Source organism: Marinobacter shengliensis (genome assembly GCF_003007715.1).
Lineage (GTDB): Bacteria > Pseudomonadota > Gammaproteobacteria > Pseudomonadales > Oleiphilaceae > Marinobacter > Marinobacter shengliensis.
The window spans coordinates 945,048-958,062 of the sequence record NZ_PXNO01000027.1 but is presented as its reverse complement, the minus strand read 5'-3'; the positions used below and the strand labels follow the sequence as shown (position 1 = coordinate 958,062).

16 protein-coding genes, 1 tRNA gene and 1 other RNA gene are annotated in these 13,015 nt (G+C 55.8%); 11 read left to right on the top strand and 7 right to left on the bottom strand.

Translation table 11 applies throughout. The features are described from left to right. Positions 1-22: 22 nt before the first annotated feature. The 3 genes from C7H10_RS17540 to flgA form a co-directional block, all read right to left on the bottom strand. Positions 23-493, bottom strand: a complete 471-nt coding sequence (locus C7H10_RS17540; protein WP_061332195.1) for a flagella synthesis protein FlgN — start codon at positions 491-493, stop codon at positions 23-25. A gap of 7 nt (positions 494-500) precedes the next feature. Beyond that, positions 501-827: a flagellar biosynthesis anti-sigma factor FlgM gene (gene flgM, locus C7H10_RS17535; RefSeq protein ID WP_106695863.1), complete on the bottom strand. Its 327-nt coding sequence runs from the start codon at positions 825-827 to the stop codon at positions 501-503. A gap of 128 nt (positions 828-955) precedes the next feature. Then, the gene (flgA, locus tag C7H10_RS17530) at positions 956-1,657 is read right to left on the bottom strand and encodes a flagellar basal body P-ring formation chaperone FlgA (protein ID WP_244178324.1); all 702 of its coding nucleotides are present in this window, start codon (positions 1,655-1,657) and stop codon (positions 956-958) included. A 192-nt stretch (positions 1,658-1,849) separates the two neighbouring features. Between flgA and C7H10_RS17525 the strand changes: the two genes are divergently transcribed. The 5 genes from C7H10_RS17525 to C7H10_RS17505 all read left to right on the top strand — a co-directional run bounded on the left by C7H10_RS17525 (position 1,850) and on the right by C7H10_RS17505 (position 6,195). Continuing rightward, positions 1,850-2,779, top strand: coding sequence for a chemotaxis protein CheV (locus C7H10_RS17525; RefSeq protein ID WP_058091162.1), 930 nt, complete (start codon positions 1,850-1,852; stop codon positions 2,777-2,779). A 37-nt stretch (positions 2,780-2,816) separates the two neighbouring features. Then, positions 2,817-3,644, top strand: a complete 828-nt coding sequence (locus tag C7H10_RS17520) for a CheR family methyltransferase (RefSeq protein WP_106695861.1) — start codon at positions 2,817-2,819, stop codon at positions 3,642-3,644. A gap of 3 nt (positions 3,645-3,647) precedes the next feature. Further along, positions 3,648-4,829 (top strand): MFS transporter, encoded by a 1,182-nt coding sequence (locus C7H10_RS17515; protein WP_106695860.1) that lies wholly within the window; start codon positions 3,648-3,650, stop codon positions 4,827-4,829. Positions 4,830-4,838: 9 nt separating this feature from the next. After that, positions 4,839-5,735 (top strand): LysR family transcriptional regulator, encoded by an 897-nt coding sequence (locus tag C7H10_RS17510; protein ID WP_106695859.1) that lies wholly within the window; start codon positions 4,839-4,841, stop codon positions 5,733-5,735. Positions 5,736-5,829: 94 nt separating this feature from the next. After that, entirely contained in the window at positions 5,830-6,195 is a 366-nt protein-coding gene (locus tag C7H10_RS17505) for a DUF7352 domain-containing protein (RefSeq protein ID WP_061332202.1), read from the top strand. A gap of 77 nt (positions 6,196-6,272) precedes the next feature. On the opposite strand, the gene C7H10_RS17500 is transcribed toward C7H10_RS17505, so the two are convergent. Continuing rightward, entirely contained in the window at positions 6,273-6,926 is a 654-nt protein-coding gene (locus C7H10_RS17500; RefSeq protein ID WP_106695858.1) for a cupin domain-containing protein, read from the bottom strand. A 19-nt stretch (positions 6,927-6,945) separates the two neighbouring features. Then, positions 6,946-7,476, bottom strand: a complete 531-nt coding sequence (locus C7H10_RS17495; protein WP_106695857.1) for an isochorismatase family protein — start codon at positions 7,474-7,476, stop codon at positions 6,946-6,948. A 167-nt stretch (positions 7,477-7,643) separates the two neighbouring features. Here C7H10_RS17495 and C7H10_RS17490 point away from each other — a divergent pair. From C7H10_RS17490 to C7H10_RS17475, 4 genes are all read left to right on the top strand, one after another. Continuing rightward, positions 7,644-7,734 (top strand) — tRNA-Ser (locus C7H10_RS17490). A gap of 32 nt (positions 7,735-7,766) precedes the next feature. Further along, a non-coding RNA gene (locus tag C7H10_RS17485) (RtT sRNA) lies at positions 7,767-7,907 on the top strand. Positions 7,908-8,075: 168 nt separating this feature from the next. Continuing rightward, positions 8,076-9,206, top strand: coding sequence for a porin (locus C7H10_RS17480; RefSeq protein WP_106695856.1), 1,131 nt, complete (start codon positions 8,076-8,078; stop codon positions 9,204-9,206). A gap of 209 nt (positions 9,207-9,415) precedes the next feature. Beyond that, positions 9,416-9,820 carry a DUF1330 domain-containing protein gene (locus C7H10_RS17475; protein WP_058091156.1) on the top strand — a complete coding sequence of 135 codons (405 nt, stop codon included), beginning with the start codon at positions 9,416-9,418 and terminating at the stop codon, positions 9,818-9,820. Positions 9,821-9,861: 41 nt separating this feature from the next. On the opposite strand, the gene C7H10_RS17470 is transcribed toward C7H10_RS17475, so the two are convergent. Beyond that, entirely contained in the window at positions 9,862-10,197 is a 336-nt protein-coding gene (locus C7H10_RS17470; protein ID WP_058091155.1) for a branched-chain amino acid transporter permease, read from the bottom strand. Continuing rightward, positions 10,190-10,894, bottom strand: a complete 705-nt coding sequence (locus C7H10_RS17465; RefSeq protein WP_106695855.1) for an AzlC family ABC transporter permease — start codon at positions 10,892-10,894, stop codon at positions 10,190-10,192. The genes C7H10_RS17470 and C7H10_RS17465 overlap by 8 nt, the downstream gene beginning before the upstream one ends. A gap of 157 nt (positions 10,895-11,051) precedes the next feature. Here C7H10_RS17465 and C7H10_RS17460 point away from each other — a divergent pair, with 157 nt between their 5' ends. Beyond that, complete coding sequence (locus C7H10_RS17460; protein ID WP_106695854.1) at positions 11,052-12,671, top strand: methyl-accepting chemotaxis protein; 1,620 nt, start codon at positions 11,052-11,054, stop codon at positions 12,669-12,671. Between the two features lie 73 nt (positions 12,672-12,744). After that, a complete protein-coding gene (locus C7H10_RS17455) occupies positions 12,745-13,005 on the top strand; it encodes a hypothetical protein (protein WP_106695853.1) in 261 nt (86 codons plus the stop codon). The last annotated feature ends 10 nt before the right edge of the window (positions 13,006-13,015 follow it).

Genomic DNA, 13,015 nt, shown 5'->3' with positions numbered 1-13,015 from the left:
CGTTTTTTGTTTGCCGGGTCGGTCAGGCGCTGGCCAGAATGTTGCCGCTGGATACACTGGTTTGTTCGCCCTTGGCGCCATAAAGCTTCTGTTGGGCAGAGGCGCCACGGAAGATGTCCGTGAGCCTCGTCAGGCGTTTTTGAAGGTGTCCGACAACACGACCGTTGTTCTGGTTCAGTTCCTGGCAGGCACGAAGGCGCCCATCGGCGGTTTTCCAGAGTTGGTAAAGGTCTTCCATACCACCGGCACGGATAAACCTCGAGGGCTCGCCGGCATCCGGTCGGTACCCCATGTTCACCAGCAGGCGGATCTTTTGTTTCGCACGCTCACGGATATCCGTCAGGATGTTGTTTTTCTGAGTGGTGATTTCCTGGAGCGGAGCGATGTCGGAGGACGCCAGGAGTTGTTTTTCCTGGTTGAGAAGATCCGCCAGGGTTTCAAGCTGGCGGATGTCTTCTGAGAGAAGGGTCTTCAATTCAATGATTGCAGCCATGTTTTACTCACCCGAAAATGCTTTTATCCATCTCAAGCATTTTCTGGGCCAGTTTCTCTGCATCAATTTTGTAGGTGCCATCTTCCAGTGCTGCGCGAATCTGCGCAATGCGGTCGTCGTCCATTTCCGGGTAATCGCCCAGTTTCTGTTCCAGCTGCTTCAGGTTTTTGGCCTGATTGCTGAGACTGACGTTGTCGCCGCGGGCAGCCGTGCTTTGAGCCTTTGCCTGCTCTCCAGCCGTGGAGGGCGTACTCTGGCTGCCTGTTGCTTTGTCGGCCGTGGTTCTGGTGGTGTTGACCTGGCCGGGGCCAATTCCATTTAAGTCAACTGACATAAGGATACCTGCTTGCCTGTGGCCACCTTCAAAGGCGGCGGAATCGAGTTTATATCTGCTTATCGGCAGCGTTTAGCCGACCTTTAGAAAAAAACGGAAAAAATTTGCCGCTGGGCACGGATTTTCCGTTACATGGCAATTTCCACCCGGCCAGGAGCCGTGACCGTTGCCCGAACCGTGCGTGCTGATTGCAGATTCTCAACCATCACTTGCTCGCCGACACTGGCACTGGCCAGCGCCTTGCCTCGGGAACTGACCGAGAACACCGCGGATTTGGCAGTGATGATAACATGATCGCCCCGCTCAACGGCATTGGGAGCTTCGAGCAGATCTGGCGTCAGCACCGACCCTGCATTAACTGGTCGCCTCACCAGCATGCCGGATACCTGTTCAATATCTGTGAGAATGCCCCGGCGGCTGGCGTTGATCTGCACCTGTTTTTCCTGCAAAAGTTCACCGCTGATGCGCTCACCGCGGGCCAGAGGCCGAGCCGCCACAAGGGCAGGGCCGTGTACTTCGACACTGGCTGTGACGAACATCCGCCATGGCCGCTCCCCGGCACAGGACACCATCACCGATGGCGATGTGGTCCGTAGGGGATCGTTGGTAAACGCGGTTTCGAGTGCCTGTTCGCAAGCAGCCAGGCTAAGCCGGCTGTCGATGCCGCCGACGGTGAAGTTCACCTCGTACTGTTGCTGGCGCTGCTCGTCGGCCCAGGTTTCGATAAATTGACCGGCGGCATCGCGTATCTCGCTTGCAGTGGTGGCCGCAGCCGCGGCATTCAGGCCCAGGGTCGATAGGCAAAAGGTCGCTAAAAAGATGGTTCGCATCTGCACTGCTTTGTCCTATGCTGTCAGTTAGGCATATTTACGCGAGTTCCGTTAAGGAAAATGGCGCTGGGGCCGTTAACCCTGATTGGACACCCGGCGTCAATGTTTTGGTCCGGGTTCGCGTAAGCAAGTTGTTTAATAATAACTGAGCAAATTCTGTGCCGATCGTTGGCATGCCGGGAGTAGAAAGTTATGGCAGGGGTGTTGGACAGCGTTAACCAGCGTACGCAGCTGGTTGGTCAGAACCGGCTTGAGCTGTTGTTGTTCCGTTTGCGGGGGCGGCAGCTATACGGGATCAACGTTTTTAAGGTGAAGGAGGTCCTTCAATGCCCGAAATTGTCATCGATTCCTAACAGCCGCCAGGTGGTTCGGGGCGTGTCCCATATCCGTGGCGAGACCATCCCCATCATCGACCTGAGCATGGCCATTGGCATGGCAGGCATTCCACAGGAAGAGCTGGCAACAAGCTTTGTCATCATTACCGAGTACAACCGTAAAACTCAGGGCTTTCTGGTGACGGGTGTCGACCGGATCATGAATATGAACTGGGAAGATATCCTCCCGCCACCCAAGGGGGCTGGCAAGGATGTGTACTTGACGGCGGTCACCAAAATTGATGACAAACTTGTAGAAATCATAGATGTAGAAAAGATTCTTGCAGAAGTTTCTCCGCTCAGGGAAGATGTCACCGAAGAGCTGAAAACTCGCAGCGCCGAGCGTGTGCCCGGGCATTTGCCGGTACTGGTTGTTGATGATTCGTCTGTAGCGAGGCGCCAGATCGAGCGCTGCCTGACCGCGATCGGAATGGAAGTGGTCACCAAGAATGACGGTAAACAGGCGTTGAACTACCTCAAGGAGATTACGGGGGATGGTTCCACTGCCCGAGACCACTTATCGTTGATCATTTCCGATGTGGAAATGCCGGAGATGGACGGTTACACCCTCGTTACCAGAATCAAAGAGAATCCGGCGCTCAGCGGCATGTATGTGATGCTCCATACATCCCTGAGTGGCGTCTTTAACCGGGCGATGGTTCAGAAGGTCGGTGCCGATGATTTTATGGCGAAATTCAGCCCGGATGAGCTTGCCGAGCGCGTGATGGAAATTATTGACCAGAATTGATGCCTCGGCTCATGGACTTACCCACGATAGAGATCCAATGAAAGCGGAAATTACGCCTCAGGAATACGAAGCCTTCAAGACATTCCTGCAGGACGCTTGTGGCATTCTGTTGGGTGACAACAAGCAGTACCTGGTGAAGAGCCGTCTACGCAGGATTCTTGAGGAGAACAACCTGAATTCACTGGGTGAGCTTCTCGATCGCTTGAAGCGGGTGGGGCGCAGCGGCCTGCGTGAGCTGGTTATCGATGCCATGACCACCAACGAGACCCTCTGGTTTCGGGACAACCACCCATTCCGTATTCTTCAGGACAAGCTGTTGCCGGAGTTCGCCGAGCGCAATTCGCTCCAACCGCTTCGCATCTGGTCTGCCGCCTGCTCAACCGGGCAGGAGCCCTACTCGGTAGGCATGGTGGTGGACGAATTCCGGCGCATTCGCCCCGGCAAGCTGCGTGACGTAAAGATCACCGCGACCGATATTTCCAAAAGCGTGCTGGAAGTGGCCCGGCGGGGTGAATATGAGATGATTGCGATAGGTCGCGGGCTTTCCCCGGAGCGGCAGAAGCAGTTTTTTACGCCATCACCTAACGGCGGGTGGCAGATCAAACCGCAGATCAAGGCCATGGTGGAGTTCAAAGAACTCAACTTGCTTGAGCGGTATATGCTCGGCAAATTCGATATCATCATGTGCCGGAACGTGCTGATCTATTTTTCCGCAGACCTCAAAAAGGACATTCTTACCCGCATGCACGGGGCGCTGAATCCGGGCGGCTACCTGATTCTGGGCGCCTCTGAATCCCTGAACGGCCTGCCTGATCTGTACGAAATGGTTCAATGCCATCCCGGCATTATCTACAGGAAGAAATAATCCATGCCGTTGAATGTCTGGGTGCTGGTGGCGGCCCAGGCGCTGGCCATGTGCACCGCGCCTTTTATCGTATTTATTGGCTCTATTCAGGGACGACTGCTGGCGCCTGCGCCAGAGTTGGCAACCTTGCCGGTCGGGCTGGTGGTGGTCGGCACGGTTCTGGCCATAAAGCCGGCGACATGGTTGATGGAGCGGATAGGGCGCAAACAGGTGATGCTTTTCGGCGCACTTGCAGGCATTCTCGCCGGTTTGCTGGGTGCGTACGCTTCCTGGCAATCGCACTTTACCCTGATGTGCCTTGCTGCCGTTCTGGGCGGTTCGGGCCTGGCCGTGGTGCACCAGTATCGCTTTGCGGCGATGGAGTCGGTAGCGCCGGACATGGCCGGCTCGGCAGCTGCAAGAGTGCTGCTGGGAGGCCTGGTTGCGGCCTGGTTGGGGCCTGAAGTAGCTAGCCTGGGCAGTGGGAAATCTGAATCCTTCCCGTTCCTTTACAGTTGGGTCGGGTTGGCCGTTGTTCAGGCCCTGGCGTTTATCATTCTTGCGTTCGGGTATCGCGCCAAGGCAGAGCGGGTCCCGGAAACCGTGGTTGGCGGGGGTCGCCCGCTCAGGGAGATACTGGCAAATCCGCTGGTGTGGACGGCTATCAGCGGCGCCGCCATCGGCTATGCGGTGATGAGCTTTATCATGACTGCAACCCCCTTGAGCATGACCGAAATGGCCGGGCATGATCTGGATGATGCCAAGCGGGTTATTCAGTTACACATTATGGCCATGTATCTTCCGTCTCTTATTTCTGGTTGGCTGACCCGTGTTGTCGGCATCCCCTTGATGATGGCGGCGGGATTATTGGCCTACCTGGCGTGCATTCTGCTGGCGGCCAGCGGTATCAGCTTTCATCATTATTTGTGGGCGTTACTGCTGCTGGGCGTGGGTTGGAATTTCCTGTTCGTTGGCGGGACAACCCTGTTGCCCCAGGGTTACCAGCAGTCTGAGCGTTTCCGTGTGCAGGGCCTGAATGACATGATGGTGTTCACGGCTCAGGCGACAGCGGCCTTGAGTGCTGGCGCTGTACTGGCTTCGGTTGGCTGGGCAAGCCTGCTACTGGTGGCGGTACCATTATTGGTGCTGCACAGTGTGTTGATGTCGGTTTGGTTGCTGCGGTCACGAAGAGCCACCACAAACTAGGTTTACGCCATGGATCAGCTCAATCTCAGGCACCTCTATTATTTCTGGGTCATCAGCCGTGAGGGCTCGATTGCCAAAGCCAGCGAGGTGCTCGATCTTGCGCCGCAAACCCTGAGTGGCCAGCTTGCCACTTTCGAGGAATCGGTTGGAGGGCAGTTGTTCAGCCGGGAAAGGCGGCGTCTGGTCCTGACCGAACTGGGGCAGTTGGTTCAGTCCTACGCCAACGACATTTTTGCACTGACTGGGGAGCTGTCTGAAACCTTGCGTCTGGCCCCCGCTGATCGCCCGCTGAGATTAGCGGCCGGCGTTTCGGCGTCAATTCATAAGCTGATTGCTTTTCAGTTGTTGCAGCCGGCTCTGAAGCTGAACAGGCGAGTCAACCTGGATTGCCGGACAGGTCGCGCGGAAGATTTGCTGCTCAGTCTCAAACGCAAAGAACTCGACGTCGTGCTGACAGACCGTATGCCTCAGACCGAGGCGGTCACAGATCGCTTCGCGGTTCATCCCCTGACATCGTCTACCATCAGTTTGTTTGCCGCCCCGGAGATGGCTGGGCGGCTTCGGGACGACTTTCCGGCCTCTCTCAATCATCAGCCCTTGCTGGCTAACGCCACGGATGCGCCGTATTTTCAGAAGTTGATGAACTGGCTGACCATCAGCAATGTCAGGATGGACCTGGTGGCCAGGGTAGACGACAGCGCGTTAATCAAGGTATTCGGACGGGAAGGGTTGGGCGTATTTGCGGCGCCAACGGCGATAAAGGAGGAAGTGTGCCGCCAATATCAGGTGGAGGAGATTGCTCCTGTCAAAGCGGTAACCGATCAACTCTACGCCATCACCCGAAGCCGGAAGGTTGCCCATGAAGGTGTACGGGCAATCTGTAGCGGCTTTGATTTACCTCGATAATATCGATGATTCTTGCTCAATAAATCTTATTTTCTCGAAGTCTTCGGCGGTGCATGATGGAACTGTGTCTGGCAACCTCTGAAGGAGTATCGCCATGAAAACCATTCACAAGTTCCGTCTTGAGCCTGGAAAAGAGCCGACCACGTTGACCCTGCGAGAGGGATGCAAGGTGGTTCGGTGCGAGTATCTGGTCGCCCAGAAGGCTGTTTTTCTCTGGGTGCAGCAGCCTCTGAGTGTTACGGTCCCGATGGTGGAGCGGCAGTTCAGGGTTGCCATGTCCGGCGAGCCGGTGCCAGATGCCTATGAGTACCTGGATACCGCCCTCGATCCCTTCGGACCAGAGGCGTACCACGTATTCGAAGTGCCGGCCGGTGAAGGAATGGCTATTGGTAATGGCCACGAACGATTCGGCAGTGATGAGTTTGGCCAACCCGGTTGGCGCACCAATCTCGCCTCTTAGCCAGGTGGTGTCTGATGATGTTGTAGTCGGGATAGCGCTCTATTTCGGCCCCTCTTGAGGGGCCGTTTTTGGTTAAATCAAACCAGAGGGAGGTGACCGGTCTTCACCCAGATGACCGTTTCCTGGTCAACAAACGGGTGATGCTGGCTCAGGTGTGGGCTACGTAACCAGGTTCCCTCGGGATAACGGCCATGCTCATCGCAGAACTCTCCGCTAAGTACAAAGATTTCCTCGCCACCAAAATGCCGATGGGGTTGAAATACTTCATTGGCTGGCCATTTAACCAGTGCCACATGCTCATGCTCGAACTCATGCAGCGGCATTACCTGAAGTCCGCCAATGCCAGGCAACCATTCTGCGGTGTTGGTATCGACACGAACCGTGGCCGTATCCCGTTGATCAAACTGGTGTAGCTTCACCAATAACGTACAGCCTTGTTTACTGAAGGGTGCATGCCCGCTACCAGGCGGATTACGCAGGTAAGTGCCTGCCGGGTAGTGGCCGGTTTCGTCAGAGAATACACCATCCAAAACCAGTATCTCTTCGCCCAACGGGTGTTCATGACGGGCAAAGGCCGAGCCCGGAAGATAACGAACCACGCTGGTGGCGTGTCCCCGTTCGGCTTCCTCCCGGGCCAGGGGTTTACGTTCAACCCCGGCGGCGGGGCTGGCAACCCAGGGTTGCTCGGCGGTACGAATCACCACCCGTTGGGCGAAATCCATATTCAGCATGAACACCTCATTGTTTCGGTTATTTGATCAGCGCCTGAATATCCCGGAAACGGGGGTGCTTGCAATGTACCATCCACTCGAAGGCCACCATCTCGGTGGTGACAATCCGGGCGCCACTCTGGTGCAGGCGGTCAAGTGCGACATCCCGGTCGAAGTCGTTACGGGAGCCGGTGGCATCCGCTACCACCCATACTTTATAGCCGGCATCCAGCAAACTCAGCGCCGTTTGCAGCATACATACGTGGGTTTCACAGCCGCCGATGACAATTTGCTGGCGCCCCTCCGGTAGCTGATCAATCAAACCGTCCGGGCAGGCATCAAAGTGATGTTTGCCCACCGTGACGTCACACAGTTCCCGCACCGACTCAACATTCGGCCCCAACTTCTCGGGTAGCTGCTCCGTGCCCACCACCGGTACCTCCAGCAGACCTGCAATGGTGGCCAGCAAGGTACAACGATCAGCCACTTCAGCGCCCTGGCTTATGGCGGGCATCAGGCGTTCCTGAACATCAACAAGTAGCAACGTGGATTGTTCTGCCTTCATCAGCATGATTTTTCACTCCGGGTTAAAGGATCTGGCTACAAGAATGAGCAATTATCCCTGATCAAACAAATTTTTCAGGAATCTCGCTGGAGACAGTTGCCAAACGCCCCCAAAACCATTAAAGTTTGCGCCCTCAAATGAGCGACGACATCGCTGATTTGAAACAGTTTATTGGAGAGGTGGCCGAGTGGCTGAAGGCGCACGCCTGGAAAGTGTGTATACGTTAATAGCGTATCGAGGGTTCGAATCCCTCCCTCTCCGCCAATATGAAACCCCAGCAGGAATGCTGGGGTTTTTTTATTGGCTGTGAGGGCGGGTGAGAATCCTCGCGGGTTCGACCGTAGGCTGCGCAGCAGCCGTAGGAACGTCGGAGCATAGCGACGACGACCCCGAAGGGGAGAGGCCCGAAGGGCCGAATAATCCCTCCCTCTCCGCCAATATGAAACCCCAGCAGGAATGCTGGGGTTTTTTGTTTCTATATCCCCCCTCATCGGCTTTCCCGAGTCTCCTTAAACTGACCTCCGTCAAACCACTTTTTGTCTCTATCACTTATCCTGCTCTGTTAAACTCTATGGCATAACGTTATTCCAAAACGGAGATAAGAGATGAAGAAAGCCAAACTTGCGATCTGTGTTGCCCTGGCAGGCATGGCGTCTGCCCCCGCATTTGCCCAAAAGGTCGAGATGCCTGACCTGGACGTGCGTGTGTATGGCTTTATCAACATGGCCATCATGCATTCCGACACCGGCAATGGTTCCGAGCAGTACATCGTGGACAACGATTATGCTTCCAGCCGTGTGGGCGGTGTGATCAGCACGGATCTCCCGGATACCGGCCTGAAGGTGGGCGCTCATCTGGAGTGGGAATACCAGCATAACCCGTCGAATCTGGTGACACCGGAAAACCGCTCCATCAAGGGCGACTTTGATGAGCGCATTATCAGCCTGTTCGTTGAGGGTGCATACGGAAAGTTGACCTTAGGGCAGGGGCCTGGTGCGGCTGATGGCGCGACCGAAGCCGACCTGTCTGGCACCAAGGTCGTCACGTTCCCGGATCTCGCATTGGTAGGCGGTGCTCTACCGTTTGTGGAGAATAGTGGCGGCGCTAGCCCGACGGTTTTTCAGTCTATTCGAAGTCAGGATTTCGAGTCCCGCTACGACCGTTTGCGTTATGACAGCCCGAAGTTTGGGCCTGTAAGCCTGGCTGTCAGCCAGGGCTATAAAGGCGAGCAGGACATCACGGAACTTGCCGCTTCCTATAACGAAAGCATTGATGGCCTTGGCCGCTTGTCTGCCTCTGTTGGTTACTCCACCAAGGATGTAGGGGGCGCCGCAGGTGATCTGGAGACCATCGGAGGCTCGGTTTCCTGGTTGCACGATACCGGTATCAACCTGGGTGTGGTGTACTCGAACACCGAAAACGATGCAGGTCGTGACTCTGACTTCAGCATGTTCAAGGTTGGATACAAGACTGGAAAGCATGCCTTTACAGTGCATCGTGCCCAGGGCAAGGACTTTAATCCGGTTGTTGTAACGCCCGGAGCAAACGAAGGTGACCCTGATGTTCGTACGACCATTGCGGGCTCCGATGTAGAGGTCTTCGGTGTCGCTTACGTCTATCAGCCCATCAAGCGTCTCGAGATCTACGCCGTCTATAACAATTTCGCACTGGATGCAGATGCCGGTGACTACGATGATGTACGTGTTGCGATGGTTGGTAGCCGTTTTCACTTCTGACGTTAAAGCGTTGCTTGGGGTTTAGTTCCATTCGGCTCGCAGCGATCCTGGGCTGAACCCCTGATTTACGATTGCCTTGCCAACTTTACGGGGTGATCTTGCATAAGCCGGTCGTAGTCAGCTGGTGCATATTCCCGGAAATTGGTTTACTGTTGGTTACACAGGTTTGATATACAGTAACGTTTCAGCATTCATGAACAGGGACAAACATGGCGACCATCAATCCATCTCAGGAAGAGCTCCGCAAAGTTTTGCAGGAAACCCCCAAAGATCAGCCCGTTGTGATGCTGAATCTTTTACGGTTTCGCGACCGGGCTGCTTACCAGGATGACGCTCACGATTGTTCAGGCCGTGATGCCTACAAGCGATATATGGAAGAAGCTGCGGAATGTGTTCGCACCGTTGGTGCTGAAGTGATCTGGTCGGGCCGCTCTGTAGGTTCGCTGATTGCTCCGCCCGATGAGTCCTGGGATCAGGTCTTGCTGGTGCGCTACCCGTCGATCAATGCCTTTCTGGCCATGATTGAGAGTCCGGAATATAAAGGTGTGGTCAAGCACCGCACGGCGGCGCTGGAAGATTCCAGGCTGGTTGCCAATGTTGAAGGTACGCCCTGATCTGGTATCCCGTCTGGTTAAGGAACTAGCCAGACGGGACACTACGTAAGCCAGCCTGCTTGCTGAATGGTCATGTATGCGGCAGTACCCGCGGCTATGGAGAGAAGCGCGTTACGCCGCCACAAGTGAATGATGACCACCAACAACCCTGGAACTAAGGCGTCCAACCCTGGCGCGCTGGCGCTCCAGTTTGCCGACCTCTGAAGAAAAATCACCGCAAGCAACGCCATTACAGCTGCCGGTAGAAAGCGCCCGATATGCTTTACCAGGGGGTGCTCGGTGTGGCGCTCGAAAAACAGGAACGGCACCACACGGGTTGCAAAGGTTGCACCGGCAGACACCGCAATGAAGGCCGCCAGATAATACTGCTCAGCCATGGCTTACCTCACCGCCGTTTGTGCGCTTGTGTAGCTTCCAGTAGTGGAGCAGCAGGGTGGTTGTGACCAGGGTAATCGCTGCAATCAACTGATGGGCTGGCGGTACCAGCAACATGGCCAGGCCCGCCGCCAGTGCGCCCGCCCAGAGCGGAAAAGTGTTGCCCAAGGCCTTGTATTGCTCAATGGTCAGAACGATGAACAGCGCTACCAGTGCAAACTCAATACCGGTGCTGTCGAAAGCGACCAGCTCACCAAGCAGGGCACCAATGGCGCAGCCCGTTATCCAGTAAAGCTGGTTGAACAGCGTAATTCGGAAATCAATGGCTTGCTCGTGTTGGCGATCAGGTGTCCTCGGCCTGCTGGTAAGCAGCGAGTAGGTTTCATCGGTGAGACCGAATATCAGATAGCCCTTGCGCCAACCGGCACCGCGGAACTGCCCCAAAAGGGAAAGCCCATAAAACAGGTGCCTGGCGTTAAGCACGAACATGGCCACAGCCACTTCCAGCAGTCCGGCACTTGCGGCCAGCAGGCTAACAGCGAGTATCTGGCCAGACCCTGCATAAATAACCAGACCCATCAGGGGCGCGACCCACCAGGCATAGTCCAGCTGCGTGGTGAACAGCACGCCGAAGGCCATGCCCAATGGCAGATAACCAAACAGGATCGGCAGTGTCAGCCGGAAGGCGTTCTGGTTCATTAGCATCCAAACGTTATGAAAGCGGCGATGATAGTGAATTGGAACAGGGTTTTGAAGTGCGCAAAAAGGCGCAATCAAGTATTTGACGCGAAATCCGAAATAAAAGTGTCATAAAACAGGCATACCCTCCACGGGTACCTTCCCGTCTGGAGTTGTCATGCTGTCCACCGTTCGAGCCCGCATCCTGTTCTTTGCTGTCCTTTCTCTTATTGCCGTCACAGGCCTGGCGGTTCTTTCCTGGATGATTATTCTCAAGGCCGAGGATGCCTCCGAGAATCTCATGCGCAACAATCTTCAGGACACCTGGGTGCTGATGGATCTTGAGCAGGATCATCGCCGGCTTCAGGACCTGGCTTTCAAGATAAAGGCGCAGTTACTGTTATGGGATGAGATCGAGACGGAGTTTGACTATCTGGACACCGCTTTGCGTGACCATTGGAAGCGCGTGCAAGGGGCTGAGCGTTTGCGCAACTGGGCTGTCGATCATCAAGGCGAGTTTGATCGGGTGTTGGCTCTGATGGGCGACATGGACAAGGGTATTGAAGAGAAAAGTTACTACCGGGTAGGCCAGGTGGTCGATTTTCAGCTGTTTCCTGCGCTGGAGCCAATGCTGGAGGCCATAAACCAGCAACAGGCTGCCAGTCGGGACGATGTGGCAGCTGGCGCGGACGATTTGCTGGCGTTCCTCTCGGGGCAGAGAGTTGTTCTTCTTGGGGGCTCCCTGGCGTTCCTTGTGGTGGTCGTGGCCATGACCCTGTGGCTCAGACATTCGGTCATTTTGCGGCTGCAATACATGGAGCGGGAATTGATGGCAATGGAGGCCGAGTCTGACTTGTCACGAACGCCGGAGGTGGGCGGCCGCGACGAAGTGGCGGGCGTTGCCGGTGCGCTGGAAAGCCTCGTGCGACGATTTGAGGGTTTCATTGGCGATATCCGTCGTGCAGCGGCCGGCCTGGATGAGCGTTCTGCGGCGCTTGATGAGGGGGCTGAAGCCTTGCAGCGTGCCTCAGAGGAAACGGGACAACAAATCAGTGATGTCAGTGCGTCGATGACTTCAATTGCTGATCAGGCATCGCAGATTGAGCAAGCCACAGAGCTGTCGGCAGTCACTGTCCGGCAGGCCGTGGTTGCCAATGTGGAAGTGCAGAGCGGTTTGCGGAACAGCGAGCAGGCGGCAGAGCATACGGTTGAGGTGATAGCGCGGGTTTCCGAGTCCATTCACGCCCTCAATGACTCGACGGGCAAGATCGAACAGGTAATCGGTGTGATTGCCGATATTGCGGAACAAACCAATTTGCTGGCGCTGAACGCCGCCATAGAAGCTGCCCGGGCCGGTGAGCATGGTCGGGGATTTGCAGTGGTGGCAGACGAGGTGCGCACACTGTCCCGAAGGACGGCGGAGTCCACCAGCAACATCCGCCAGTGGGTGCAGGACCTTGTAACAGGCGTTGGTAGTGTCGATGGGCTTCTGGCGGAAATGCGAGAAGCGGGGGAGTTGAACCAGAGCAACCTCTTGGCGCTTAAAACTCACCTGGAGCGACTGAAATACCAGTTCGATGAGCTGGAGCAGCACAGCGATCATATCCGCAGTTCCATTGGCCTTCAGCACGAGGAAATCGGCAGGGTAGGCCGCCGGGCTGTCTCATTGTCTGCCAGCGCTGACACCCTGACGGAGAACGTGGACAATGCGCGTCGGGTGAGTGAGTCGCTCAGGCAGGAGTCTGTATCTATGCGGCAGCTGGCCTCCGGCTTTCGAACCCGGTATGCGGATCAATAGCATGTGTCTCCAACAACGGGGGTTCTGATCGTCGCCATAAAACCGTAACATACAGCGACTGATTGGAGGTTTTATGAGTGACGAAGCAGCGCAGCAGCCGGAAGCGGACCCCCGGGAAGAGAAATTTGTGGTGGACGCCGGGTTGCTGACCGAAGACCAGCTGCAAGGGCTGGCTGAGGAGTACTGCACGCGTTACCACGGGTTGAACGACACCGAGAATCCACTGGCAGAGCGGGAGCGGGTGCTGTCTGCCGTGCGCCGGGGCGATCTGGTGGTCTGGTTTGATCCGGTCGAGAACACGGCTGGCCTTGGCAGCCCTTCCGCCGAACTCTGAAAGCTTTTAT

Bases quoted from the DNA above. Each gene is read 5' to 3' on its own strand.
- flgM (WP_106695863.1), bottom strand. From the start codon at position 827: ATGTCAGTTGACTTAAATGGAATTGGCCCCGGCCAGGTCAACACCACC.
- C7H10_RS17505 (WP_061332202.1), top strand. From the start codon at position 5,830: ATGAAAACCATTCACAAGTTCCGTCTTGAGCCTGGAAAAGAGCCGACC.
- C7H10_RS17500 (WP_106695858.1), bottom strand. From the start codon at position 6,926: ATGCTGAATATGGATTTCGCCCAACGGGTGGTGATTCGTACCGCCGAG.
- C7H10_RS17480 (WP_106695856.1), top strand. From the start codon at position 8,076: ATGAAGAAAGCCAAACTTGCGATCTGTGTTGCCCTGGCAGGCATGGCG.
- C7H10_RS17510 (WP_106695859.1), top strand. From the start codon at position 4,839: ATGGATCAGCTCAATCTCAGGCACCTCTATTATTTCTGGGTCATCAGC.
- C7H10_RS17475 (WP_058091156.1), top strand. From the start codon at position 9,416: ATGGCGACCATCAATCCATCTCAGGAAGAGCTCCGCAAAGTTTTGCAG.
- C7H10_RS17520 (WP_106695861.1), top strand. From the start codon at position 2,817: ATGAAAGCGGAAATTACGCCTCAGGAATACGAAGCCTTCAAGACATTC.
- C7H10_RS17495 (WP_106695857.1), bottom strand. From the start codon at position 7,476: ATGCTGATGAAGGCAGAACAATCCACGTTGCTACTTGTTGATGTTCAG.
- C7H10_RS17470 (WP_058091155.1), bottom strand. From the start codon at position 10,197: ATGGCTGAGCAGTATTATCTGGCGGCCTTCATTGCGGTGTCTGCCGGT.
- C7H10_RS17455 (WP_106695853.1), top strand. From the start codon at position 12,745: ATGAGTGACGAAGCAGCGCAGCAGCCGGAAGCGGACCCCCGGGAAGAG.
- C7H10_RS17460 (WP_106695854.1), top strand. From the start codon at position 11,052: ATGCTGTCCACCGTTCGAGCCCGCATCCTGTTCTTTGCTGTCCTTTCT.
- C7H10_RS17465 (WP_106695855.1), bottom strand. From the start codon at position 10,894: ATGAACCAGAACGCCTTCCGGCTGACACTGCCGATCCTGTTTGGTTAT.
- C7H10_RS17525 (WP_058091162.1), top strand. From the start codon at position 1,850: ATGGCAGGGGTGTTGGACAGCGTTAACCAGCGTACGCAGCTGGTTGGT.
- flgA (WP_244178324.1), bottom strand. From the start codon at position 1,657: ATGCGAACCATCTTTTTAGCGACCTTTTGCCTATCGACCCTGGGCCTG.
- C7H10_RS17515 (WP_106695860.1), top strand. From the start codon at position 3,648: ATGCCGTTGAATGTCTGGGTGCTGGTGGCGGCCCAGGCGCTGGCCATG.
- C7H10_RS17540 (WP_061332195.1), bottom strand. From the start codon at position 493: ATGGCTGCAATCATTGAATTGAAGACCCTTCTCTCAGAAGACATCCGC.